This is a genomic window from Marmoricola sp. OAE513 (genome assembly GCF_040546585.1).
In the GTDB taxonomy this organism is placed as follows: Bacteria; Actinomycetota; Actinomycetes; order Propionibacteriales; family Nocardioidaceae; genus Marmoricola.
In genome coordinates this window covers 3,279,122-3,303,167 of record NZ_JBEPOC010000001.1, presented here as the reverse complement: position 1 = coordinate 3,303,167, position 24,046 = coordinate 3,279,122, and the positions used below count along the sequence as shown (strand labels likewise).

General features: G+C 70.0%; 25 protein-coding genes. 10 read left to right on the top strand and 15 right to left on the bottom strand.

Annotated elements, in window-relative coordinates:
• Positions 1–17 precede the first annotated feature (17 nt).
• Together ABIE44_RS16475 and ABIE44_RS16470 are read right to left on the bottom strand one after the other, a co-directional pair.
• Entirely contained in the window at positions 18–626 is a 609-nt protein-coding gene (locus ABIE44_RS16475; RefSeq protein ID WP_209715051.1) for a hypothetical protein, read from the bottom strand.
• Positions 623–1,963 carry an MFS transporter gene (locus ABIE44_RS16470; RefSeq protein WP_209715054.1) on the bottom strand — a complete coding sequence of 447 codons (1,341 nt, stop codon included), beginning with the start codon at positions 1,961–1,963 and terminating at the stop codon, positions 623–625. Before ABIE44_RS16470 ends, ABIE44_RS16475 begins: the two co-directional genes overlap by 4 nt.
• Positions 1,964–2,020: 57 nt before the next feature.
• Between ABIE44_RS16470 and ABIE44_RS16465 the strand changes: the two genes are divergently transcribed.
• Positions 2,021–2,875 (top strand): MBL fold metallo-hydrolase, encoded by an 855-nt coding sequence (locus tag ABIE44_RS16465; RefSeq protein ID WP_209715058.1) that lies wholly within the window; start codon positions 2,021–2,023, stop codon positions 2,873–2,875.
• A gap of 4 nt (positions 2,876–2,879) precedes the next feature.
• Here ABIE44_RS16465 and ABIE44_RS16460 read toward each other — a convergent pair whose 3' ends face one another.
• From ABIE44_RS16460 to ABIE44_RS16450, 3 genes are all read right to left on the bottom strand, one after another.
• The gene (locus ABIE44_RS16460; RefSeq protein WP_209715061.1) at positions 2,880–3,260 is read right to left on the bottom strand and encodes a DUF1707 SHOCT-like domain-containing protein; all 381 of its coding nucleotides are present in this window, start codon (positions 3,258–3,260) and stop codon (positions 2,880–2,882) included.
• Positions 3,260–3,961: a PadR family transcriptional regulator gene (locus ABIE44_RS16455; protein ID WP_209715064.1), complete on the bottom strand. Its 702-nt coding sequence runs from the start codon at positions 3,959–3,961 to the stop codon at positions 3,260–3,262. The genes ABIE44_RS16460 and ABIE44_RS16455 overlap by 1 nt, the downstream gene beginning before the upstream one ends.
• A gap of 104 nt (positions 3,962–4,065) precedes the next feature.
• The gene (locus ABIE44_RS16450) at positions 4,066–5,190 is read right to left on the bottom strand and encodes a DUF3152 domain-containing protein (protein WP_209715067.1); all 1,125 of its coding nucleotides are present in this window, start codon (positions 5,188–5,190) and stop codon (positions 4,066–4,068) included.
• Between the two features lie 59 nt (positions 5,191–5,249).
• On the opposite strand from ABIE44_RS16450, the gene ABIE44_RS16445 reads away from it, so the two are divergent.
• Entirely contained in the window at positions 5,250–6,095 is an 846-nt protein-coding gene (locus ABIE44_RS16445; RefSeq protein WP_209715070.1) for a DUF3097 domain-containing protein, read from the top strand.
• Between the two features lie 407 nt (positions 6,096–6,502).
• Here ABIE44_RS16445 and hemW read toward each other — a convergent pair whose 3' ends face one another.
• From hemW to ABIE44_RS16425, 4 genes are all read right to left on the bottom strand, one after another.
• Positions 6,503–7,702 carry a radical SAM family heme chaperone HemW gene (gene hemW, locus ABIE44_RS16440; protein WP_209715073.1) on the bottom strand — a complete coding sequence of 400 codons (1,200 nt, stop codon included), beginning with the start codon at positions 7,700–7,702 and terminating at the stop codon, positions 6,503–6,505.
• 9 nt (positions 7,703–7,711) lie between these two features.
• Complete coding sequence (locus ABIE44_RS16435; RefSeq protein ID WP_354438189.1) at positions 7,712–8,578, bottom strand: intradiol ring-cleavage dioxygenase; 867 nt, start codon at positions 8,576–8,578, stop codon at positions 7,712–7,714.
• 184 nt (positions 8,579–8,762) lie between these two features.
• Positions 8,763–10,592, bottom strand: a complete 1,830-nt coding sequence (locus ABIE44_RS16430; protein ID WP_209715076.1) for an AMP-dependent synthetase/ligase — start codon at positions 10,590–10,592, stop codon at positions 8,763–8,765.
• Between the two features lie 67 nt (positions 10,593–10,659).
• Positions 10,660–11,373: an MOSC domain-containing protein gene (locus ABIE44_RS16425; protein WP_354438187.1), complete on the bottom strand. Its 714-nt coding sequence runs from the start codon at positions 11,371–11,373 to the stop codon at positions 10,660–10,662.
• A gap of 102 nt (positions 11,374–11,475) precedes the next feature.
• On the opposite strand from ABIE44_RS16425, the gene ABIE44_RS16420 reads away from it, so the two are divergent.
• Complete coding sequence (locus tag ABIE44_RS16420) at positions 11,476–11,844, top strand: YciI family protein (protein ID WP_209715082.1); 369 nt, start codon at positions 11,476–11,478, stop codon at positions 11,842–11,844.
• A gap of 10 nt (positions 11,845–11,854) precedes the next feature.
• A complete protein-coding gene (locus tag ABIE44_RS16415) occupies positions 11,855–13,105 on the top strand; it encodes an RNA polymerase sigma factor (protein WP_502912744.1) in 1,251 nt (416 codons plus the stop codon).
• Here the strand turns inward: ABIE44_RS16415 and ABIE44_RS16410 are convergent.
• From ABIE44_RS16410 to ABIE44_RS16395, 4 genes are all read right to left on the bottom strand, one after another.
• Positions 13,102–13,656 (bottom strand): ankyrin repeat domain-containing protein, encoded by a 555-nt coding sequence (locus ABIE44_RS16410; protein ID WP_209715085.1) that lies wholly within the window; start codon positions 13,654–13,656, stop codon positions 13,102–13,104. The two genes, ABIE44_RS16415 and ABIE44_RS16410, sit on opposite strands and share 4 nt — an antisense overlap.
• A 113-nt stretch (positions 13,657–13,769) precedes the next feature.
• The gene (locus ABIE44_RS16405) at positions 13,770–14,687 is read right to left on the bottom strand and encodes an aminoglycoside phosphotransferase family protein (RefSeq protein ID WP_209715089.1); all 918 of its coding nucleotides are present in this window, start codon (positions 14,685–14,687) and stop codon (positions 13,770–13,772) included.
• Between the two features lie 110 nt (positions 14,688–14,797).
• Positions 14,798–15,499, bottom strand: a complete 702-nt coding sequence (locus tag ABIE44_RS16400) for a hypothetical protein (RefSeq protein WP_209715092.1) — start codon at positions 15,497–15,499, stop codon at positions 14,798–14,800.
• A gap of 90 nt (positions 15,500–15,589) precedes the next feature.
• A complete protein-coding gene (locus ABIE44_RS16395; protein WP_209715095.1) occupies positions 15,590–15,985 on the bottom strand; it encodes a MerR family transcriptional regulator in 396 nt (131 codons plus the stop codon).
• A 60-nt stretch (positions 15,986–16,045) separates the two neighbouring features.
• Between ABIE44_RS16395 and ABIE44_RS16390 the strand changes: the two genes are divergently transcribed.
• Positions 16,046–16,885: an NAD(P)/FAD-dependent oxidoreductase gene (locus ABIE44_RS16390; protein ID WP_209715098.1), complete on the top strand. Its 840-nt coding sequence runs from the start codon at positions 16,046–16,048 to the stop codon at positions 16,883–16,885.
• A gap of 115 nt (positions 16,886–17,000) precedes the next feature.
• Here the strand turns inward: ABIE44_RS16390 and lepA are convergent, their stop codons facing one another.
• The gene (lepA, locus tag ABIE44_RS16385; protein WP_354438185.1) at positions 17,001–18,878 is read right to left on the bottom strand and encodes a translation elongation factor 4; all 1,878 of its coding nucleotides are present in this window, start codon (positions 18,876–18,878) and stop codon (positions 17,001–17,003) included.
• A gap of 140 nt (positions 18,879–19,018) precedes the next feature.
• On the opposite strand from lepA, the gene ABIE44_RS16380 reads away from it, so the two are divergent.
• The 5 genes from ABIE44_RS16380 (at position 19,019) to rpsT (ending at position 23,016) form a co-directional block, all read left to right on the top strand.
• Entirely contained in the window at positions 19,019–19,576 is a 558-nt protein-coding gene (locus ABIE44_RS16380; protein ID WP_209715101.1) for a type 1 glutamine amidotransferase domain-containing protein, read from the top strand.
• Positions 19,577–19,635: 59 nt separating this feature from the next.
• Positions 19,636–21,033: a WS/DGAT/MGAT family O-acyltransferase gene (locus ABIE44_RS16375; RefSeq protein ID WP_209715104.1), complete on the top strand. Its 1,398-nt coding sequence runs from the start codon at positions 19,636–19,638 to the stop codon at positions 21,031–21,033.
• A gap of 9 nt (positions 21,034–21,042) precedes the next feature.
• Positions 21,043–21,999, top strand: coding sequence for a phosphotransferase (locus ABIE44_RS16370; protein WP_209715106.1), 957 nt, complete (start codon positions 21,043–21,045; stop codon positions 21,997–21,999).
• Entirely contained in the window at positions 21,996–22,631 is a 636-nt protein-coding gene (locus tag ABIE44_RS16365; RefSeq protein WP_209715110.1) for an NAD-dependent epimerase/dehydratase family protein, read from the top strand. The genes ABIE44_RS16370 and ABIE44_RS16365 overlap by 4 nt, the downstream gene beginning before the upstream one ends.
• A 124-nt stretch (positions 22,632–22,755) precedes the next feature.
• A complete protein-coding gene (gene rpsT, locus ABIE44_RS16360) occupies positions 22,756–23,016 on the top strand; it encodes a 30S ribosomal protein S20 (protein WP_209715112.1) in 261 nt (86 codons plus the stop codon).
• A gap of 66 nt (positions 23,017–23,082) precedes the next feature.
• On the opposite strand, the gene holA is transcribed toward rpsT, so the two are convergent.
• Entirely contained in the window at positions 23,083–24,042 is a 960-nt protein-coding gene (holA, locus tag ABIE44_RS16355; RefSeq protein WP_209715116.1) for a DNA polymerase III subunit delta, read from the bottom strand.
• Between the last annotated feature and the right edge of the window lie 4 nt (positions 24,043–24,046).

Here is a 24,046-nt window from a genome sequence, read left to right as displayed (position 1 = left end):
GTGTTCCACGAGGGACCTCAGACCAGGTTCCGGACCCGGTCCTTCAACGAGTCCTTCACTGCGGCCGTGACCGCGACCTCGATCTGCCGCTCCAGGTCTCCCTGATCATCCAGGTTCGCGAGCAGCTCGCGGAGATCGAGCTTCTTGATGGCGCGGGTCAGGACGTCGTCCGTCTTCAGCACCCCGTTGACCGCGGAGTCCGGTAGCGCGCGGATCGCCGTCTTGACCAGCCCGGGAAGGTCGATCGAGTCGAGCGCCTCGTCGAGGAGCACGGACGCCTTCGGCAGCGACCCGTCCTTCTCCATCCGCCGCACGGCGCCGAGCAGTCCGGCCCGCAGCGCCGCGACCTGACGGTCGCTGAGCCGGTCACCCCCGGCGAACTCCAGCGTCAGAGCCTCACGGCTCAGGTGCAGTCGGCAGGCAGCACCGTCGAGACCCAGCAGTACCAACCGCTCCGAGAGTCCCTCGATCCCTTCGGCCCGCGAGCCGACCTCGCGCGCGACGCACGGATCAGCCGCCCGCAACGGCTCGAACTCCCCGCCGCCGTGCGCCCGCTGCACCCCGAGCACCCCGGCGACCAGAGCGAGCGCGAACACCGGGAGCGCCCAGTACCGCCACGCCTTCACGAGGCTCTCCGGCGCGGTACGACGACCGTGACCAGTGCGAGCAGCCCGAGCCCGGCACCGATGAGGAACGAATCCCGGAAGGCGTACGTGGCGGCGCGTTCGAGCTGCTCGTCCAGGTCGTCCTGGAGGCGTTTCGCTGCCGGCAGCTCCTCGGGCGAGAACCTCGCCTTCCGGAACGCCTCCGACAGGTCGGGGACCTGACCCTGCTGGGCGCTCAGGTCCTCTCCGAGCGCACCGGCCAGGTCGATCTTGTCCTGCGGCTGCAACGGGGCGTCGAGGACCAGCGACGTGATGGCTTCCTGCGCGGGTCGCTGCGCGTCCTGCAGGTCCCCGGTGAACACCGGCGTCAGGATCGCCAACCCCACGACGACCCCGAGGTGCCGGGCGCTCAAGGTCCACCCGGCGTGGTTGATCCGCGGCAGCCGCAGCTCGAGCGCCTGCGCCGTGAGCCGGTCGACGGTCATGCCGAGACCGAGCCCGACGAGCGCCTGCGGAGCGATCGTCCAGGCGAGCTCGGCGGACGGAAGGATCCCGAGCCCGACCAGTCCTCCGGCGATCAGGAAGCAGCCCACCGCCACCTCGACGTCTTTCGGCGCGTGCAGCAGCCGCGCCAGCGGTCGCGCGAGCAGCGCCGCGACCGGCACCACCGAGACGGTCATCGCAGCCGTCGCGGGCGACCTGCTCCAGCCCTCGACGAGCAGCAGCACCAGCAGGAACAGCGCAGCGGTGAGGGACGCCGAGAGCAGTGCCAACGTCAGGTTCGGACGGATCGCCGGACGGTGCCTGTCGACGGTCACCTCCGGCGCCGCGGTCACGGCGAGCGCGGCGGGCACGGCGAGCAGCGCGAAGGGCACCTGGACGACGAAGATCGCCTGCCAGGAGATCGCCTCGGTCAGCAGTCCGCCGACGAACGGACCGGCCGCCGTCCCGACCACCCCGGCGGCCACCCAGGTCCCGACACCCCGCCGCTCCCCCTGGTCGGTGACGAGCAGCTCCAGGCACCCGACCAGCGCGAGCGCGCCGCCGATCGCCTGGATGCACCGCGCGATGATCAGAATCTCGATCGACCCTGCCAGCGCGCACCAGGCCGAGGCACCCGCGAAGACGGCGATCCCGGCCGCGCTGAACCAGCGGGGCTGGGCACGCGCGAAGACCAGCGCGGTCGGCACCGATCCGAGTCCGAGGACCAGGTTGAAGCAGATGAGCACCCAGGAGACCTCGGTGACCGAGGCGTCGAGGTGCCGCAGGATGTCCGGCAGCGCCAGCGTCACGACCGCGGAGTCGGCGAGCACGAGGGCCACGGTCACGGCGAGGAGTGGAGCGACGGCCTTGCGCACGGGTCCCATCCTTGCACCCGCCGCGGCGCACCGGACCTCCTCACCTAGGGTGAGGAGGTGACCGCCTTCACCGAGATCGCCGACCGCGTCTGGGTGGCTCGCTACCCGTGGTTCGACGTGAACGTCGGGCTGGTCGCCGGCGACGCCGGGATCGTCGTCATCGACACCAACGCCTCGGGTGCTCTCGGTTGCGAGGTTCTCGACGCCGTGCGCCGGATCTCCTCGGCCCCGCTGGTCGCTGCCGTCAACACGCACGTGCACTTCGACCACACCCTCGGCAACGCTGTCCTCGAGCAGGCCGGCGCCGAGCTGGTCGCCCACGAGAACGCCGCGGCGGCGCTGGTCGAGCACGTTGAGGGCATCCGTCGCCAGGCGGTCGACGACCCTTCACCCGGGATCCCCGAGCTGCTGGGCACCGACGTGGCGGTCCCACGCCGGACCTTCTCCTCCGCCCTGGCGCTCGACCTGGGCGACCGCGCGCTCGAGCTGGTGCACCCCGGGCGCGGGCACACCGACGGCGACATCGTGGTCCGGGTCCCCGATGCCGACGTCGTCTTCACCGGCGACCTCGTGGAGGAGTCGACCGAGCGGTCCGCCGTCCCCGGCTTCGGCCCCGACTGCTTCCCGATGGACTGGCCTGCGAGCCTGGACCTGGTGCTCTCGCTGACCGGGTCGGCCACCCGGTTGGTACCGGGGCACGGCGCGGTCGTCGACCAGGACTTCGTGCACGAGCAGCGCTCGGCGATCGGCGTCGTCGCCGAGACGATCCGCGACCTGGCCACCCGCGGTGTCCCGCTCGACCAGGCCCTGGAACTCGGCGACTGGCCGTATCCGTCGGAGGACATGGCGGACGCCGTACGCCGGGGCTACGAACAGCTCCCCCGCGTACGGCGCCAGCTCCCGTTGATCTAGCCCGTCAGCAGGCCCAGCGGGCCCGGTGCCTCCAGCGCAGCGGCGCGGTCAGCACCAGGACGGCGGCGACGACGACCAGCGCGATCCACGGCACGTGGCCCGTGGCTGCGAGCACGATCGCGATGATCAGCAACGGCAGGACCGGGAACGGGAAGGGGAACGGCACCGGCCCCCGACGGAAGTGCCCGGCGCGCGGCCGCACCGCGAGGTCGGCGAAGACCGGTTCGAGGTCGCCGTGCGTCCGCGCCGTTTTCACGGCGTCGGTCCGCTCGGCGAGCTCAGCGGCGTCGATCCGACCACGGCGGTGCTCGCGCGCCAGACCTCGCAGGGCGGCCCTGCGGTCCCGGTCAGACAGCCGGATCGACGGAGGCGCGAACGTGTGCATCAGTCCTCCCCGGCGGCTTCGCGGCCCTCGGCGGCCTCGGGCCCCTCGGCGAGGAGCCCGTACAGCTTGCGGCGGGTGTCCGCCAGGATCTCGACGGCCTTCGCCTGTTGGGCAGGCGTCCCGGCCGAGGCGACTTGGACGATCGCACCGACAGTCTGCTTGATGACCTGGCGGAGATCGGTGTCCTGGTCCTCGCTGTCGCCGGCCTCGAAGGCGGCCCACACGGCGGCGATCTGATCGGCGTTGTCGGCGACGTACGCGCGACCGGCCTCGGTCAGCTGCACGGTCTTGCGCCCGATCGGCGCGTCCTCGACGAGGCCCTCGTCGACCAGCTGCGCCATGGTCGGGTAGACCGACCCGGGACTGGGCTTCCAGGCGCCCTCGGTGCGCTCGGCGATCTGCTGGATCACCTGGTAGCCGTTGATCGGCTCGGGCGAGGCACCCAGGACGTCGAGGATCGCAGACCGGACGTCACCGCGGCGGGCACGCGGACGGCGGCCGCCGCGACCTCCTCCGGGGCCACCGAACTCGGGGCCGAACATCTGACCGACCCACGGCGGCGGCCCGAAACCGGGACCGCCCCAGCCACCGCGACGGCCACGACCGTGGCCACCGTGGCCGCGCTGGCGGCGTACGGACTCGAACTCGGACCTGAACGGGGCTGCCTCGAACGGCGCCCACGGTGCGTTGGGGTTCTTCATGGTGTTTCTCCTTGCATCAGGATCGAGGCGGCGGTTCTAAGTTCGCCGTTCTTCTCGATGTGTTAACGATATATCGCGAACACTCACGATGCAAGAAGATATTCCTACCGGCTCGTCCACCTCTCCGACGGCAGCGGGAACGGGTTGAACCGGCAGCCCCCGAGACCCTTCGACTGCTGCATCATCACCGGCGCCTTCTTGCCCTTGCCCGGACAGCCGCGGTGGCGGTGCCCCAACCAGTGCCCCGTCTCATGGTCGACGACCATGTGCCGGTAGTCGCGCAGCTTCAGCTTCTGCGCGTTCCACGCCGGCGACGCGTGCAGCCAGCGCGTCTGGTTGATGATCACGTTGCGACCGACCCGGCAGCTCCAGGTCCTGCTGCAGGGGAACCCGAAGCTGGGCATCTGGCTCGAGCTCGCGAGCACGAGGGTGAAGTCCCCACCGCGCGCGACCCGGCGGAACGAGTAGCCCGCCGAGCGCCAACCGCGCGGATCGCCGTACGTCTGCGCCGTCAGCGCAGCGAACGTGTCGAGGTCCGCGGTGATCCGACCCCGGGTTGCGATGCTGTACGTGAATGTCTTCCGCACACCCACCCGGTGCCCGATCGGCCCGGTCCGGAACGACAGCACGGCCCCCGGCTCGTAGAAGTCGCGCCGCGGCGAGACCCGTACGGCGATGTGCTTGCCGTAGTCCTTGACCTTGAGCGTGTAGGTCGCCTTCGTCGCCCCCGGGATCGGCCGGTCCTCGCGCAGCCACTGGTACCGGTACGACGTCGGCTTCGGGCTCCAGGCCCCCGGCTTCACGGTGAGCTTCCGCCCCCACCGCCGTACGCCGGAGATCGTCGGACGAGCGGTCGAGGCGAACCGGCCCTTGCCGACCGCAGCCGTCTCGGCCGACGTAGCCGGCTGGCCCGAGGCCTCGCCGTGCGCGGTCACCCGCACCGCCAGCCGGTGTCCGAGGTCGCCGTTCGCCACCCGGTACATCGCCCCGGAAGCCCCCGCGATCGCGGCACCGTCGCGCAACCAGGTGTAGGAGTACGACGACCCCTCGGGCAACCACGTCCCGGGATCAGCCGTCAGCGCCGCGCCAACCCGGGCCGTGCCGACGACGGCGGGCGGGGTCTGGTTGACCGGCGGCACCGGGTCCAGCGCGCCCGCCGGGCTGAACAGACCCGGAGCGAGCAGGAGCGAGGCCAGCGAGAGCAGCACGACCCAAGATTTACGGTGCATGCGTGCGAGCCTAGGCGAGCCTCCGTTACTCCTGGGGCGGAAGTGCCTAGCGTGACCCGGTGAGCAGCTTCGATCGATACGGGTCCGACGTCCTGTCCGGTGACTGGCGCAAGCCGAAGAACGGCCGGTCGGTCGAGGTCGCCGCTGATCCCGGTCTGGTGGTCGAAGAGGTGCAGACCGACTTCTGCGGCGAGATCGTCAAGGTCGAGCGCGACCTCGGCACCGTGATCCTCGAGGACCGCCGCAACAAGCGACGCACCTTCCCGCTCGGTCCGGGCTTCCTGCTCGACGGCGTCCCGGTGATCCTGGTTGCGCCGGTCAGGAAGGGCCCAGCCGCTCCCATCCGCACGGCCTCCGGCTCGGTCGCGGTCCACGGCACCAAGGCCCGCGTCGCCCGCGCCAGCCGGATCTTCGTCGAGGGCCGGCACGACGCCGAGCTCGTCGAGAAGGTCTGGGGCGCCGACCTGCGCATCGAGGGCGTGGTCGTCGAGTACCTCGAGGGCATCGACGACCTCTCCGCCCACCTCCGCGACTTCAACCCCGGCCCGGAGCGCCGCGTCGGCGTCCTCGTCGACCACCTGGTGCACGGCTCGAAGGAGAGCCGGATCGCCCAGTCGGTGGCCAAGTCCCCGATCGGCAAGCACGTCCTCATCGTCGGGCACCCGTACATCGACGTCTGGGCCGCCGTGAAACCCGAACGCCTCGGCAAGGACGCCTGGCCGACCGTCCCCCGCAACATCGAGTGGAAGAAGGGCGTCTGCCAGCAGTTCGGCTGGCCCCACCGCGACCAGGCCGACATCGCCCGCGCCTGGCAGCACATCCTCTCCAAGGTCACCTCGTACGCCGACCTCGAACCGGCACTCCTGGGTCGCGTCGAGGAGCTCATCGACTTCGTGACGCAGTAGGCCACGCTCATCGAGCACCCCCGGTCATCGAGCACCCCCGGTCATCGAGCACCCCCGGTCATCGAGCTTGTCGAGATGTGGTGACCCGCGCACCAAACCACCACGACCCAGGCTCGGCACCCGGTCATCGAGCTTGTCGAGATGTGGTGACCGGCGCACCAGGGCGCCACGACGCAGGCTCCGCAACCGGTCATCGAGCTTGTCGAGATGTGGTGACCCGCGCACCAAACCACCACGACCCAGGCTCGGCACCCGGTCATCGAGCTTGTCGAGATGTGGTGACCGGCGCACCAGGGCGCCACGACGCAGGCTCCGGCGGTGATGGATGGGCTGGCACCCGTGAGCGAAGCGAACGGCTGGTCGTCGCCGCCGGAGCCTGTGACGTGGCGCTCAGGCGAGCCGGGCACCTACCCCAGCAGGTCGCGCACCACGGCGTCGGCCAGCAACCGCCCCGGCCGAGTCAGCACGAGCCGCTCCCCGACCACCTCCGCCAACCCCTGCGCCACGACCGCATCCACCCGCGAGCGGTCGACGAGTGAGACCGGAAGCCCGTCCCGCAACCGGACCTCCAGCAGCACCCGCTCGACCCGCCGGGTCTCCGCGTCCAGCACCTCGCGCGCCAACCCCGGCGACTCCCCCGCGGCCAGCCGGGCCGCGTACGCCGTCGGGTGCTTGGCGTTCCACCACCGCACCCCGCCGACGTGCGCGTGGGCGCCCGGTCCGACGCCCAGCCAGTTCTGCGAGGTCCAGTACAGCTCGTTGTGCCTGCAGCGGGAGCCCTCGTCGCGCGACCAGTTCGACACCTCGTACCACCCCAGCCCGGCGGCGCCGAGCAGATCGTCGACGAGCTCGTACTTGTCGGCCAGGTCGTCCTCGTCCGGCATCGGGATCACCCCGGAGCGCACCTGGCGCGCCAGGGCGGTGCCGTCCTCCACGATCAACGAGTACGCCGACACGTGGTCCGGCGAGCACGCGAGCGCGGCGCGCACCGACTTCTCCCAGTCGGCCACCGACTCCCCCGGCGTCCCGTAGATCAGGTCGAGGCTCACCTGCTCGAACCCGGCCTCGCGCGCCCACGCGACGGCCCTCGGCACGCCCTCGGGGTCGTGGGTCCGGTCGAGCACGGCGAGCACGGCGGGCACCGCCGACTGCATCCCGAACGAGATCCGGGTGAACCCACCCGCGCGGAGCTCGGCGAGGCTCTCGGGGGTCACCGAGTCCGGGTTCGCCTCGGTCGTGACCTCGGCGTCGGCCGCGAGACCGAAGCCGTCGCGGACCCCGGCGAGCATCGCCACCAGGTCGGCGCTCGGCAGCAGCGTGGGGGTCCCCCCGCCGAAGAACACCGTCTCCACGGGCGGCGCACCGACGAGCACGTCAGCGAGCAGCTCCACCTCGCGGACCGCGGTCACGGCGTACGACGCCTGCGAGGCACCCCCGCCCAGCTCGGTGGCGGTGTAGGTGTTGAAGTCGCAGTACCCGCAGCGCACCGAGCAGTAGGGCACGTGCAGGTACGCCCCCAGCTTCCGGCCGCTCAGCTCTGCCAGTGCCGAGGACGGCAACGAGCCGTCGCGCGGCGCCGGATCACCGTCGGGGAGCGAAGAGGGCATCCCCCGAGGTTAGACCGGCACGTTCAGCGTCGCGACGTAGCCCTTGCTCACCGACCCGGTCATCTTCGCCAGCTGCAGCGAGTAGCCGTCGGAGAACACCATGTCGGTGTTCAGCGACGTCCGCGCCAGGTTGTTGACGCTCGCCTCGTACCCCGACGTCGCGTACACCGCCTCGCAGGTGTCCTTCGGGAACGCCAGCTGCGAGGTCCGGAGCTTGTTGGACGCGTTCGTCGCGTCGTCGACGCTGCCGTAGACCTCGAAGTGGATGTGCGGCCACCGCCCGTCGTACGCCGCCGGGAAGATCGAGGTGAACTCGACCCACCCGTCGTCGTCGGCTTCCTGGACCCCGCGCAGGTAGTTCTCCTCGGCGATCTCGGAGTCGTACATCGAGTACCGCCCGTCCCGGTCGCAGTGCCACAGGTAGACCGCGGCTCCCGGCAACGACTGGGTCGTCTCGCCGGTCAGGTCGTAGACCTTCAACCGGATCGTGAGCGGCACGCCCTCGGCCACCCCGGTCGCGCCTCCGAAGCTGGAACGGATGTCGGAGCGGACGACCCCGGTCTGGTTGAGCACGTTCTTGCCGTTGGAGCCGTCACCCGGGTACGGGCCGGCCGTCTCCTCGGGGATCTCGCCGTCGGCGACTGCGGTGCCGGTGCTTCTTCCCGGGCTGCTTCCCGGGCCACCACCGGTGCTGCTGGTGGTTCCCGAGGTCGACGCGTCCTCCCCCGCGCCGCAGCCCGCGACGACCGCAGCCGCCGAGAGGCCACCGAGGATGCCGAACAACCGACGTCGGGCCACCCCCTGCTCGATGATCCGAGGCAGGTCGTGGGACAGCCCGAGGTCGTGGTCGTCGTGGTGCATCTCTTCGGTGGTCATGCAGTGATCGTGCGCCGAGGAGTTGTGCGTTTCCTGTGAAGCGGTTGTACGTCGCCTACGTCTCGGCAGGCTCGACGACCGGAGCGCGTGATCGTCGCTGGGCTCCTAGGCGAGATCGTCGCTGCGCTCCTCAACGCCGTCGTCGCTCGGCACAAGTTCGAGCAAGCTCGACTCGGCCTCGCTCCTAGGCGTACAGCCCGTCGATGATCGCCTTGTTGTTCTCCTCCACGACGTTCCGCTTCACCTTCATCGACGGGGTGAGCTCACCGGACTCGATGGTGAGGTCGTGGTCGAGGATCTCGAACTTCTTCACCGTCTCCCAGCGGTTGAGCTGGTTGTTGAGCTCGTCGACGTACTTGGTGACCATCGCCTTGGCCTCGGGCGAGCGGACGATCTCGGTGTAGGACTGACCGCTCTTGCCGTTCTCGTTCGCCCAACCGGCGATCCCGTCGGGATCCAGCGTGACCAGCGCGATGCAGTAGTTGCGCTCGTTGCCGAAGACCATGAACTGGCTGGCGTAGGGGCAGATCGCCTTGAACTTGGCCTCGATGGCCGGCGGCGCGACGTACTTTCCGCCCGAGGTCTTGAAGAGCTCCTTGATCCGGCCGGTGATGGTGAGGAAGCCGTCGGCGTCCAAGGAGCCCTTGTCGCCGGTGTGCAGCCACCCGTCCTCGGTCAGCGTCTTCGCCGTCTCCTCGGGCAGGTTGTGGTAGCCGTCCATGATGTTCGGGCCCTTGATCAGCACCTCGTCGCCGTCGCCGAGCTTGACCTGACCGCCGGGGAACACCGGTCCGACCGTGCCGATCTTGTAGTCGTCGGGGTGGTTCACGAACGCGCCGGCCGAGGTCTCGGTGAGGCCGTAGCCCTCGAGGATCAGCAGACCGGCAGCGTGGAACCACTCCGCGATGTCGCGGTTGAGCGCTGCCGAGCCGGAGATGAAGAACCTGATCCGACCACCGAAGCGGGCCCGGATCTTGGAGAACACCAGCTTGTCGAACAGGGCCCGCTCGACGGCGAGCAGCGGGGGCACGCTCTTGCCGGCGAACGTCAGCGCGTCCGCCTTGCGACCGACCTCGAACGCCCGGAGGAACAGCTTCTCCTTCAGGCCGCCCTCCGCCTCCTGCATCGTGACGATGCGGGCGTAGGCCTTCTCGAAGATGCGCGGCGCGGCGCCCATGAAGGTCGGCTGCACGATCGCGAGGTTGTCGATGATCCGGTCGACCCGACCGTCGACGGCGGTCGCGAAGCCGCAGGCCAGCTGCGCGGAGAGCAGCACCTTGCCGAACGAGTGCGACATCGGCAGCCACAGGAACTGCAGGTCGGATTCGTCGAGGATCTTGTTGGACTGGATGACCGCGCCCTCGTAGGTCCACGACGAGTGCGTCAGCCGGACGCCCTTCGGCTTGCCGGTGGTGCCCGAGGTGTAGATCAGGGTGGCCAGACCGTCGCCGCGGATACCGGCGACCGCCTTGTCGACCGCGTCCGGGGTGGCGGCGAGGTGCTTCTCGCCGAGCGCGGCCAGGTCGTCCAGGCTGATCACCCAGTCACCGTCGGCGGTGCCGTCGAAGACGACGACCTTGCCGAGCGCCGGGAGGTCGGACTTGTGCTCGCGCAGCTTCGCGACCTGCTCGTCGTCCTCGGCGAAGACGATCCGGGACTCGGAGTCGGCCAGGATGTAGGCCACGTCGGCCGCCATCGTGGACGGGTAGACCGTCGTGGTCGCCGCACCGGCGGACAGCACCGCCAGGTCGGCCTGGATCCACTCGACCCGGGTGCCCGCAGCGATACCGACCCGCTGCTCGGACTCGATGCCGAGTGCCAGCAGACCGGCCGCCAGTTTCTCGACCCGGTCGCCGGTGTCCTTCCAGGACAGCGACTTCCACGGCTGGCCGTCGGCCTGCGGGTAGCGGAACGCCTCGGCGTTCGGGGTCTTGGCGACTCGGTCCCGGAACTGCGTGGCCATGTTCGACGGCCGGTTCTCGATGAAGGTCAGGTCTCGCACCACGGGGGACATCGTTGGCTCTCGCTTCTCAGCAGGGTCTGGGCTTGCACGTAACCTAGATCACCCCTGGTTGGCGCGGCTAGTGAACCCACACCAATCGCCGGCAACCGCCTTGTTCGGCGGGACCTACGTCCTGCGCGCGACGACCTCTGCCCGCTCGTAGATCCACGGCTTCAGGCCCGGTACGTCGAGCACCTTGGGCAACAGCTGCGGCCGGATCGTCACCGCGGCGAACAGCTCCGCGACGCTCAGCCCGTGGTCGGGACGTTCCTCCACCACGATCGCGTCGCCGGCCTGCACCACCCCCTCCTCGAGCACCCGGAAGTACGGGCCGGGCCCCCCGACCGGCGAGGGCGAACCGCTTGACCCACGCCGTGGCGTCGTACCCGCTGTGGCCCATCCAGCCCTTGAAGGTCAGGCACGGGGTCCGCACGTGCGCGATCTGCAGGCGCGCCGTACCGACCCGCCAGATCTCCCCGACCAGGGCCGCGTTCAGGTCGATGCCCTCGGTGGTGAGCTGCTCGGCGAAGTGGCCGGGGGCCAGCGTGCGCCCGAGCTGGGCCTGCCACCAGGAGTAGTCCTCGACGGAGTAGGCGTAGACGCGCATGAACTCGTCGCCGTGGTTGTGGGTGTCGCCGACCCCGTTGCCCTCGACCCCGGCGAGGCTGATCCGCACCGGTCCATCGACCGGCTGCTTCTCGATCCCCGTGGTCGGGAGCGAGGTCGTCTCGTACGGCACCGCCTTGGGCATGCCGACGTTCACGGACACGACCCGGGGCGCGAGGGAGGACATGCGAAAAGAATCTTCCCGCGCTCTGTCGTATTCCCCTGACCTCGTTCGTGGACAGGTCGACAGGACAAGATGGGGCCAGCGCCCCCGGACCGAGGAGAAGACATGACCACCTACCTGCTTTCGGTGATCCACCCCGACGGCGTCACCGACGAGTGGAAGCCCGCCCACCTCTCCCCCGAGGAGGTCGAGCAGTCCTTCGCCGACACGGGCGCCTTCAACGAGGAGATCCAGGCCTCCGGCCACTGGGTCTTCGCCGGCGGCCTGGAGCCGCCCAGCAACGCCACGGTCGTCGACAACAGCAACGGCCAGAACGCCGTCACCGACGGCCCGTTCGCCGAGAGCAAGGAGCAGCTCGGCGGCTTCTGGGTCATCGAGGCGGCCGACCTCGACGAGGCGCTCGCGATCGCAGCACGCGGCTCGAAAGCCTGCCGCAACCCCGTCGAGGTCCGCCCCTTCCAGGGTGTCGCCTGAAGGTCGAGGCGTGAGCGCACCCCCTGACCCGGGCCCCGAGGTGGACTTCACCGACCGGGTCGCCGCGATCGTCCGTGCCGAGCACGGACGCGTCGTGGCCCAGCTGATCCGCCGTCTCGGCGACATCGACCTCGCTGAGGACGCGGTCGCCGAGGCGCTGGTCACGGCCTTGGAGCGGTGGCCGGCCGACGGCATCCCGCCCAACCCCGGCGCGTGGTTGACCACAACGGCCGGTAACAAGGCGATCGACCGGATCAGGCGGGAGGGCAAGCGCGACGCGAAGCACGCGGAGGCGACGATGCTCGACCACGACGAACCGCACGAGGAGACCGGCCCCGTCACCGACGACCGGCTCCGCCTCGTGTTCACCTGCTGCCACCCGGCGCTCGCGCTGGAGAACAGGGTCGCCCTGACCCTGCGCCTCCTCGGCGGGCTGACGGTGGCCGAGATCGCCCGCGCCTTCCTGGTCCCCGAGACCACGATGGCGCAGCGGATCACCCGTTCGAAGCAGAAGATCAAGGCGGCGAACATCCCGTACCGCGTCCCGCGCGAGCAGGACCTGGTCGAACGTCTCGGCGGCGTGATGACCGTGCTGTACCTGATCTTCAACGAGGGCTACCTGGCCTCGACGGGCGAGGGCGCCCGCGAGGACCTGTCCTCCGAGGCCATCCGGCTGACCCGCCAGCTCAGCGCGATGCTGACCTCCTTCGACCTCGGTGCCCCCGAGCTCGACGGGCTGCTCGCGCTGATGCTGCTGACCGAGGCCCGGCGCGACGCCCGGTTCACCGACGGCGTGCTGACCACCCTGGACCGCCAGGACCGCTCCCGCTGGGACCCGGCTCTGATCGACGAGGGCCACCAGCTCGTACGCCGCTGCCTGGCCGTCAACCGCCCCGGGCCGTACCAGATCCAGGCCGCGATCAACGCCGTGCACACCAACGCGATCGACGCCTCGATGACGGACTGGTCGCAGATCGTGCAGCTCTACGACCAGCTGCTCGCCCAGGACCCGAACCCGGTCGTGGAGCTCAACCGCGCGGTCGCGGTCGCCGAGCTCGACGGTCCCGAGGTCGCGCTGAGGATCGTCGACCGCCTCGACCTCGTCGGCTACCACCCGTGGCACGTGACCCGTGCCGAGCTGCTGCGCCGGATGGACCGCCACGACCAGTCCCGAGAGGCGTACGACGCCGCGCTCGCGCTGTCGGAGAACGACGCCGAGCGCGCGCACCTGGTCAGGCGGCGGGGGTCCCTGCCGGGTTAGCGAGCCAGTGCGGCCCTGATCTGGCGGGCGATCTGGTCGAACCCCCGCCGCTCGGCGTTCTGCAGCACGGTCCGGCCGAACCGGTCCCGCACCGCCGGGTCGGCCCCGGCGGCCAGCAGCAGCCGCACGGCTTCCTGGCTGTCGGGTCCCCCGTTGCCGAGACCGACGGCCTCCCCGAGAGCGGTCCACCCGAGGTCGTTGACGTGGTCGACCTCGATGTCGGTGGCGAGCAGCACCCGGATGACGTCGAGGTGTGCGTGCTCTGAGGCAGGGATCAGGGCGGTGCCGCCGTACCGGTTGGTGCTGCGCACGTCGGCGCCGTTCCGCAGCGCGGCTCGGACGACGTCGACGTAGCCCTCGGCGCCGGCGTACAGGAACACCGAGTCCTGGAGGTCGTCCTGCACGTTCACGTCGGCTCCGCGCTCGACCAGCGCCAACGCCGCGGCAGGGTCGTCGCGCTTCAGTGCCGCTACCGCCCGCAACCCGAGCCGGCGCGCCTGAGCGGCCGTCAGCGTCGGGGTCGAGGTGGCCGTCGGCGTGGCGGTGGGCATGACGGGGGGCTTCGTGCTGGGCGTGGTGCTGGACGTGCCGGTCTGCTCGGAATTCTCCGACGAGCATCCCGCCACTACGAGCAGACCCACCAACGCGAGACCGACGAGGCGCATCAGTCCTGCACCGCTTTCGCCACCGCGATGCACAGCGTCAGCCAGTCGACGTCGTCCAGCTCGGTGTCGATCGGCCCCCGCTCGGTCAACCGCCACACGGCGTTCGCCATCATCCGCACCACCACCCAGTCGCGGGCGCGGTCCTCGTCGAGGTCGGCACCGTCGATCAGCGCGTGGAAGCGTCGTCGGATCCCGTTGCGCAGGTCGCCCGCGAGCTCTTCCGTCCGGTTCCACAGCATGGGCGCCAGCTCGTAGTGCGAGTCACCGGACAACGGCTTGGGGTCGATCGCCAACCAGCCGTCGCGGCCGGCCGAGAGCACGTTCCCGTAGTGCAGGTCGGTGTGGATCAGGGTGCCGTCGGTGGCCTCGTCCTTCACGAAGTCGCCGGCCAGCGAGACCGCTTGCTCGACGAGGCGGCGCGGCAGCGGCGCGCTGCGCTCGAGCGCCCGCAGCTGGGTCAGCGGTTCGACCAGGGCCGCGGACAGCCGGCGGAACTGGTTCGGGGCCGGGACGTGCAACCGCGAGTACAGGCTCGCCACGATGCCGCAGGCCTCCAGGTCCCAGTGGTCCGCGAGATCGGTACCACGCAGGTGCTCCAGCAGCAACGCCCGTCGGTGCGGGTCGGCACGCAGCAGCCGGACGGCACCGTTGCCCTCCCATCGGGTCAGGGCCAGGTGCTCGAGCGCGGACTCCTCGTCGGGGTACCCGACCTTGAGCACGGCCATCAGCCCGTTGCGGGTGACCACCGGGACGACGATCGCGGTGAACCCGTGCAGAGGATCCCCGTCCGTGCGCAGCTCCCACTCCTCGAGCAGGCCGCCGAGCACGCCGGGCAGGCGCTCGACCCAGTCGGCCCAGCCGGTCCCCCGCGCCGCCATCGCCAGCACCTCGGCGGGCAGGACGGGGGCGGAGGGCATCCGCCCAGCCTACCGAGCGCGCGCGGCCCGAACGCCCTCGGAAAAGCGAACCGGCCCCGGACAGGAACGTCCGGGGCCGGTCACCAGGTCGAAGCCTGATCAGATCCGGGTCAGATCTTCTTGCTCGGACCGGTGGACGCGCTCTGGAACACGTTGGTCCCGACGACCACCAGGCGGTAGGACCTCTTCTTCTTCAAGTAGATCTTGTACTTCGCGAAACCGGCGGAGTTCAGCTTCAGGGTCTTCAGCTTCTTCCACTTGCCGGCCTTCTTGTACTGGATCGTGGCCTTGCCGACCGAGATCAGCTTGCCCGTCGCGGAGATGTACCGGACCGTCGCCTTGAAGGTCAGCTTCTTGCCGACCCGCTTGTACTTGATGATGCTGTTCGGGTCGACTGCGTGCCGGACCTGCACGGAGTTGGCCGGAGTCGCCACCGGCAGATCGGTGAAGTCACCGGTGTTGGCGTCGGTGCCTGTCACCTTGACGTTGGTGAGCTGGACCGTGCCGGCGCCCCAGGAACGGTTGTAGTTGAAACCGTTGGGAGCCAGCGGAACGCTCGTGGCGACGGTCTTGCCGTTCACCTTGACGTCAGCCTCGACATCGTAGATGTCGACGTCCTCGTCCCAGTCCAACCCAATGGTGCCACCGATGAAGTTCTGACCAGCGTTGTACGTCACGATCGGCTTCAGCTTGATGCCGGTGACCTTGATGGAGGCGGTGTCCGCCTGGGCCGGGACGACGGCGGTCCCCACGAGAGTGAGCCCGGCGATGGCCGCCGCAGCGGCGAGACGCATGATGCGAGATGTCTTCAAGAGGTTCCCCAAGATAGAAGTGCGTGTTGACGCCGGACATCCTGCCATTCCGAGACCGATCGGGAACGGATATTTCACCCGGATGTGAATTCAGAAATCCGTGAGCAGGTCTTTCACGTGCTTGCGGAACCCCGGGCACGAGGTCACGTCGTGCTCCTTGCAGGAGAACGCGTGCTGCGCCATCTCGCGCGACTGACGCATCTCCTCCATCCGCCGGTCCAGGTCGGCGATGTGCGCCTCGAGCACCTCGTGTCGCCCCCGAGCCTCGGAGTCCATCAGCACCCGGATCTGGTCGAGGCTCATCCCCGCCGCCTTGCTGCGCTGGATCACCGCAACCCGGACAACGTCGTCGCGGCCGTACCGACGGCGGTCCGCGGAGTCACGCGCCGGGGTCAGCAGACCGACGGTCTCCCAGTGCCGCAGCACGTTGGTGGGCAGCTCGAACCGCTCCGCGACCTGACCGACCGTCCACTCATTTGACTTCATGTCAACATGAAGTCACACGCTGGTCCCTGAATCAAGTTCCCGACCTCTCAGGAGACTCCCGTGCACGACGTGATCATCATCGGCGGAGGCCCCGCCGGCCTCCAGGCAGCACTCACCCTCGGCCGGATGCACCGCTACGCCGTCCTCCTCGACTCCGGGGTCTACCGCAACGACCCGGCAGACGCGATGCACAACTTCCTCACCCGCGACGGCACCGACCCGGCTGAACTGCGGGCGGATGCCCTGCGGGAGATCGCGACGTACGAGACGGTCGAGGTACGCCGGGTCGCCGCCACCGAGGTGTCCGGCACCGAGGGCGACTTCACCGTGACCCTCGCCGAAGGCGAGCCCCTGCGCGCCCGACGCTTGCTCCTCGCGACCGGGGTGCGCGACACCCTGCCGGACATCCCCGGCCTGCCCGAGGTCTTCGGCAGCGCGGCTGCGCACTGCCCCTTCTGCCACGGCCACGAGTACGCCGGCGGCCGGGTCGTCATCGAGGGCAGCGAACACGCGCAGGCAATGGTGCTGATGATGGCCCCCATCGCCGCCGAGACCGTCGTGGTCGACGACATCGTCGAGGTGCGAGCCAGCGGTGACGGCGTGGTCGTCACCCGCGCCGACGGGACCGAGATCGACGCCCGCGGCCTCATCGTCAAGACGACCTATGCGCAGTCCACGCCGTTCGCCGAGCAGCTCGGGCTGACGATGCTGCCGACCGGCTGCATCGAGGTGGACGGCTTCGGACGCACCAGCCTGGCGGGCGTGTACGCCGCCGGCGACCTCGCGACGACTGCCGAGCTGCAGATGCCGATGGCCTCGGTGCTCAACGCCGCCGCGAACGGACTCCTCGCCGCAGCGTCGTGCGTCCGGGACGAGGTCCTCGCGACCCTCGCGGGCTGAGCGTGGTCAGACGTGGTGGCTGGCAAGGCGGAGGAACGCAGGAGTCCTCATGCGAAGCGCAGCGGAGCGGACTTCAAGTGACGACAACGCAGCCAGGTGCCGCGTATGACCGCGCTCACTTCTTCTTGGTGTCGCCGCCGCCGGCTGTCGTGGAGAGGGCAGCGATGAAGGCCTCCTGGGGGACCTCGACCCGTCCCACCATCTTCATCCGCTTCTTGCCCTCCTTCTGCTTCTCGAGCAGCTTGCGCTTCCGGCTGATGTCGCCGCCGTAGCACTTGGCGAGCACGTCCTTGCGGATCGCGCGGATGGTCTCCCGGGCGATCACCCGGGCGCCGATGGCGGCCTGGATCGGCACCTCGAACTGCTGCCGGGGGATCAGCTCGCGGAGCTTGCCGGCGAGCATCACGCCGTAGGAGTACGCCGCGTCCTTGTGCACGATGGCGCTGAACGCGTCCACGGCCTCTCCCTGGAGCAGGATGTCGACCTTGACCAGGTCGCCGGGCTGCTCGCCGTCGAACTCGTAGTTCAGCGACGCGTAGCCCTTGGTGCGCGACTTCAGCTGGTCGAAGAAGTCGAAGGCGATCTCACCCATCGGCAGCGTGTAGCGCATCTCGACACGGTCCTCGGAGAGGTAGTCCATCCCGAGCAGGGTTCCCCGCTTGGTCTGGCACAACTCCATGATCACGCCGATGTAGTCGCTGGGCGCGAGCACGGTCGCCTTGACCACCGGCTCGAGCACCTCCTTGATCTTGCCCTCGGGGTACTCGCTCGGGTTGGTCACCTCGATCCGGGTGCCGTCGTCCATCGTCACGTGGTAGACCACGTTCGGCGTCGTCGAGATCAGGTCCAGGTTGAACTCGCGCTCCAGCCGCTCCCGGGTGATCTCCATGTGCAGCAGTCCGAGGAAGCCGCAGCGGAAGCCGAAGCCGAGGGCCCCGGAGGTCTCCGGCTCGTAGGCGAGCGCGGCGTCGTTGAGCTGCAGCTTCTCCAGCGCGTCGCGCAGCGTCGGGTAGTCGTCGCCGTCGATCGGGTAGAGGCCCGAGTAGACCATCGGCAGCGGGTGCTTGTAGCCGCCGAGCGCCTCTTCGGCCCCGTGGTGCTGGCTGGTGACGGTGTCGCCGACCCGGGACTGTCGCACGTCCTTCACGCCGGTGATCAGGTAGCCCACCTCACCCACTCCGAGGTCGCCGGCCTTCATCGGCTCCGGGCTGATGACGCCGACCTCGAGCATCTCGTGGACCGCGCCGGTCGACATCATCTTGATCCGGTCGCGGTGCGAGAGCTTGCCGTCGACCACCCGCACGTAGGTCACCACGCCGCGGTAGGTGTCGTAGACCGAGTCGAAGATCAGCGCGCGCGGCGGCGCGTCCGGGTCCCCGACGGGGGCAGGCGTCTGGGCCACGATCTGGTCGAGGAGCTCCTCGACGCCGAAGCCGGTCTTGGCCGAGACCCGGAGGACGTCCTCCGGCTCGCAACCCACCAGGTGGGCGAGCTCGGCGGCGTACTTCTCGGGGTTGGCGCTCGGAAGGTCGATCTTGTTGAGCACCGGGATGATGTGCAGGTCCGCACCCATCGCCAGGTACAGGTTCGCCAGGGTCTGCGCCTCGATGCCCTGGGCGGCGTCGACCAGGAGAACCGCGGTCTCGCACGCCTCCAGCGACCGGGACACCTCGTAGGTGAAGTCGACGTGGCCGGGGGTGTCGATCATGTTGAGGACGTAGTCGTTCGGCTCGGCCCCGGCCTCGTTGTCGGGCTTGACCCGCCACGGCATCCGGACGGCCTGGCTCTTGATCGTGATGCCGCGCTCGCGCTCGATGTCCATCCGGTCGAGGTACTGCGCCCGGGCTGCCCGCTCGTCCACGACGCCGGTGAGCTGGAGCATCCGGTCGGCGAGGGTCGACTTGCCGTGGTCGATGTGCGCGATGATGCAGAAGTTGCGGATGATCGCGGGATCGGTCTTGCCCGGCTGGGGCAGGGTCGAGTTGGTGGCCACGCTCAGCTTTCTCGTTCAGGCGCTCGTCGTGATCGGCGTTCGTCAAAGGGCGGAGGCCATCCTCCCACGCGGGGCGCCACCCCGCCCAAACGGCGTGTTCCGCGGCGCATGGGCGGACGCGGAACGGGAACCGGAGGTCCATGACTGATCTGACGCAGAAGAGGGTCGCCTTCCTCACCGCAGGCGAGGGTGTCGAGCGGGTCGAGCTGACCCACCCGTGGGATGCCGTGCTCAACGCAGGCGCCACCGCCGACCTGCTCAGTCCGGAGACCGGGGAGGTGCAGACCTACGACCACCTCGACAAGGCGGAGAAACGACCCGTCGACCGCCGGGTCCGCGAGGCCGACGTGGACGAGTACGACGGCCTGGTCCTGCCCGGTGGCGTCGCCAACCCCGACGCCCTGCGACAGGACGACGACGCCGTGGCGTTCGTCCGCGACTTCCTCGCCAGCGGCAAGCCGGTGGCAGCGATCTGCCACGCGGGCTGGCTGCTCGCCGAGGCCGACGTCGCCCGTGGTCGCCGGGTGACGTCCTGGCCCAGCCTGCAGACCGACCTGCGCAACGCCGGCGCCGAGTGGGTCGACGAACCCGTGGTCACCGACGGGAACCTGATCACCAGCCGGAAGCCGGACGACCTCCCCGGGTTCACCCAAGCCTTCCTCGCAGCGGTGGCCGGCGGGGCAGCCGACACGGATTGATTCCACAAGGCGCGGCTCGGCTCTCGTCCTGACCCGCACCGCTCCCCTACGCTGCGGCCATGAAGCGGATGAGCGGGGTGGACGCCGCATTCTGGTACGGCGAGACGCCGGCCTGGCACATGCACATCGGCGCGGTCGCCATCCACGACACCGTCGATGCTCCGGACTTCTCGTTCGCCGAGGTACGCCGCATCGTCATCGAGCGTCTCCCGCAGATGCCGCAGCTGCGGTGGAAGGTCGTCGAGGCGCCGTTCGGACTCGAACGGCCCTGGTTCGTCGAGGACGAGAATCTCGATCCCGACTTCCACATCCGTCGGATCGGTGTCCCCCAGCCGGGCACCCGCAAAGAGCTCGACGAGCTGATCAGCCGGCTGATGTCCTACAAGCTCGACCGCAACCGACCCCTGTGGGAGCTCTGGGTGATCGAGGGCCTGCAGAACGGCCGCGTCGCCACGCTCACCAAGATGCACCACTCGATCGTCGACGGCGTCTCCGGCGCCGGGCTCGGCGAGATCCTGCTCGACATCGAGCCCCAGCCCCGTCCGCCCTCGACCGAGGTCGTGCACAGCATCGGCAGCGACACCCCCAACCAGCTCAAGGCTCTCGTCGGCGGCTGGGTCAACGTCGGGGTCCGCACGCCGGCCAGGATCATCGGCATCCTCAACCAGACCGTGCGCCAGCAAGTCGCGGTGCGCAACCTCAAGAACAAGCCGCCGGCCTTCTTCTCCGCCCCGGCCACCCGGTTCAACGCCACCCTCAGCCCGCACCGCAGGATCACCGGCGCCCGGGTCGAGCTCGCCCGGGTCCGCGCGGTCAAGGACGCGTACGGGGTGAAGCTGAACGACGTCGTGCTCGCCCTGGTCTCCGGCGCGCTGCGGATCTACTTCGCCGAGCGGGAGGGCATCCCCGCCAAGCCGCTGATCGCGCAGATCCCGGTCTCGACGCGGACCGAGGACACAGCCGGCCACGTCGGCAACCAGGTCTCCTCGATGACCGTCAACATGGCCACCGACATCGCCGACCCGGCAGAACGCATCAAGGCGATCTTCGAGAGCTCCCAGGGCGCCAAGGAGATGGCCAAGGCGCTGAGCGCGCGGCAGATCATGCAGCTGCCCGACATCACTCCCCCGGGCCTGCTCACCATCGCGTCCCGCGCGTACACGATGAGCGGCCTGTCGAACTCGCTCGCACCGATCAACCTGGTCGTCTCCAACGTCCCGGGGCCGAGCTTCCCGCTCTACATGGCCACCGCACCGCTGCGCTCGCTGCTGCCGATCGGTCCGCTGGTGCTCGACGTGGCCCTCAACATCACCGTCTTCAGCTACCTCGACTGGGTGGACTTCGGTTTCGTGACCACCCCCGAAGTTGCCCCGGACGTCGACGCGCTCGCGGACGCGGTCAAGGCAGCACTGGTCGAGCTCGAGGAAGCCGCGGGCATCACGCCGCCGTCTGCTTGAATCGCCGCCATGGAACCCTCGCCGGTCGGCACGCGTGGCGTCGACGCCGTCCCGCACGGGAAGACCGCGCTGCGGCTGGAGTGGAAGTTCCTGCCGCCAGAGGTCCGGTCCCTGGTCGAGGACGAGCTGGGCTCGCCGGTGGTGCGCGCGGAGTCCCGCACCAGCGGTTTCACCCCGGGCTTCGCCTCGGTCCTCACCGGCGAGAACGGTCGGCAGACGTTCGTGAAGGCGGCCAGCAAGGTCGCCCAGGCGCAGGTCGCCGCCTCGTACGCCGAGGAGATCCGCAAGGTCAGCGCGCTGGGTGACGTCGTACCGGCCGCCCGGCTGGAGTGGTTCAGCCAGCAGCAGAACTGGGTGCTGCTCGGGTACGAGGCCGTCCCGTCCCGGCAACCCCGCCGCCCCTGGAACACCTCCGACCTGGAGCGGTGCCTCGACCTCGCCGAGGAGATCGCCGTCCCTGCTGCCGACCTCCCCGGCGGCACCCAGCTGGTACCGCTGCTCGACGAGCTCCCATCGCTGGTCTCCGGCTGGGACAGCGTCCCGGACTCCTGGCCGCACCGTGACGAGGCGGCCGGGCTCGCCGCGGGGCTCCTCACCCTCCCCGCAGAGCACCTGGTGCACGCCGACCTTCGCGACGACAACATCCTGCTCGGCGCGGACGGCCGCACGCTCGCCTGCGACTGGAACTGGCCCGGCCTGGGAACGCCGTGGCAGGACGGCCTGGACCTGCTGGTCTCGGCGCACGGTGACGGCATCGACGCCGAGGCGGTGCTCCAGCGACGCCCCGCCCTGAGCGGCGTCGACCCCGACGACGTCGACGCCTGGCTCGCCGGGATCTGCGGCTTCATGCTGGAGGCTTCCCAGCGCCCGGTGCCTCCGACCTCGCCCTACCTGCGGGTGCACAACCGCTGGACCGCCGAGGCTGCTTGGTCCTGGTTGGCCCGACGACGAGGATGGACGCCATGAGCCGGACCGCCCTGATCGCCGGAGCCTCCGGGCTGGTCGGCTCCCGCCTGCTCGACCTGCTGCTCGCCGACGACACCTGGGACGCTGTCCTCAGCGTCGGTCGGCGCGAGGTCGACCGCAGCGACGCCAAGCTGGAGCAGCGGGTCGTCGACCTCCTGACGCTCTCCGGCCTCCCGGCCGTCGACGACGCGTTCAGCTGCCTCGGTACGACGATCAAGATCGCTGGCAGCCAGGAGGCGTTCCGGGCGGTCGACCACGACGCGGTCCTCGCTGTCGCGGCCGCCGCGCGTGCGGCCGGAGCGACCCGGTTCCTGCACGTGACCGCGATCGGGGCCTCCCCGGACTCCCGCGTGTTCTACAACCGGGTCAAGGGCGAGACCGAGCGCGACGTCGCCGCGAGCGGCATCGCGACGACGGTGGCGGTCCGCCCCTCGATGATCGACGGTGCCCGCCCTGACGCCCACCGTCCCGGTGAGTCGATCGGCCTCGTGGCGATGCGCGCCGCCGGACCGCTCCTCGGCAGGTACCGCCCGAACAAGGCGACCGACATCGCCCGGGCCCTGGTCCGGGAGGCGAAGTCGGACGCGGTCGGCCACCGGGTCCTCGACGCGGGCCAGATCGGGCGCTCCTGAGGATTTGGGCGGCAACCCGCTCCGCTGGTATCGTTTCTTTTCGTGTCTGGGCTGGTCCAACAGCCCTGCCCACGCACCCTCAATCTTCTTCCGTCATCCAGCATCAACAGACAGGTGAGCCCCCGTGGCAAACATCAAGTCCCAGATCAAGCGCAACAAGCAGAACGAGCGCGCCCACGAGCGCAACAAGGCCGTCCGCTCGGCCCTGAAGACCTCGGTCCGCAAGTTCCGCGAGGCGTTCGAGGCCGGCAACGCTGCCGAGGCCAAGACCCTCGCCGCCGAGGCCGGCCGCAAGCTCGACAAGGCCGCGTCCAAGGGCGTCATCCACAAGAACCAGGCTGCGAACCGCAAGTCCTCGATCGCCAAGCAGGCCGCGTCCCTCTGAGGACCCGCCGCCGCTGAGAGGCGTCCACCCCTTCGGGGTTGGGCGCCTTTCTGCTTCTCCGGGGCCTCAGGCTCGCGCCTGCCGGGCCTCCACGATCTGCAGCACCATCTTCTCCAGCGCGTACGCCGAGTCGTGGGCCTTGCCCTTGATCTCGGCGTCCGCGTTCGCCACGACGCGGATCGCCCGGGCCAGACCGCCCTCGTGCCAGCCGTTCGCCTGGGACCGGAGATTGCGCACCTTCCAGTCCGGCATCCCGGTGCCACGAGGCGACGCCTTGAACGAGGCCAGGCTGCGCAGGCTGTTCGCCACGGCGCCGGTGATCATCACCGGCGAGGCGCCCGTCTCCAGCGCCCAGCGCAGCTCCTCCAGCGCTGGCCCCGGACGACCCAGGAGCGCGTTGTCGGCGATGGCGTACGCCTTGGCGTCCGCGCGGCCGCCGAAGTAGGTCTTCACCATGTCGATCCCGATCGCCTGCCCCCCGAAGTCGCCGGCGAGCTGGCTGGCCGCCGCCGCGAGCGACCGCAGGTCCTGGCCCACCGCCTGCACCAGGTACGCCGCCGCATCCTGGTCGATCCGCACCTGGTGCGCCCGGAGCTCGGAGACCACGAAGCCCGGGAACTCCCGAGCCGTCAGGCTCGTCGACTTCACCTCGGTGACGGACGCGAGCTTGCGCAGCTTGGTCAGCACCCCACTGCCCTTGGAACCGCCGCCGTGCACCAGCACGAGGGCGACGTCCTCGGCCGGCGCCCCGACGTACTCCAGCAGCCCGGGGACCGACTCCTCGGGCAGGTCCTCGAAGGAGCGGACCACCACGCAGCGGGTCGAGGAGAAGAGCGACGGCGCGGCGAGCTCGCCGAGCGTCGCCATCGTCAGCAGGTCGGCGGTCGTCTCGCTGAACTCGGCCTCCGGGTCGGCCTGACGCACCGAGGCACGCACCGACTGCACGGTCCGCTCCGCCATGAACTCCTCGGGACCGGTCACCAGCGTGACCCGACCGAGCACCTGCGAGGGATCCGGAGCAGCCATGCAC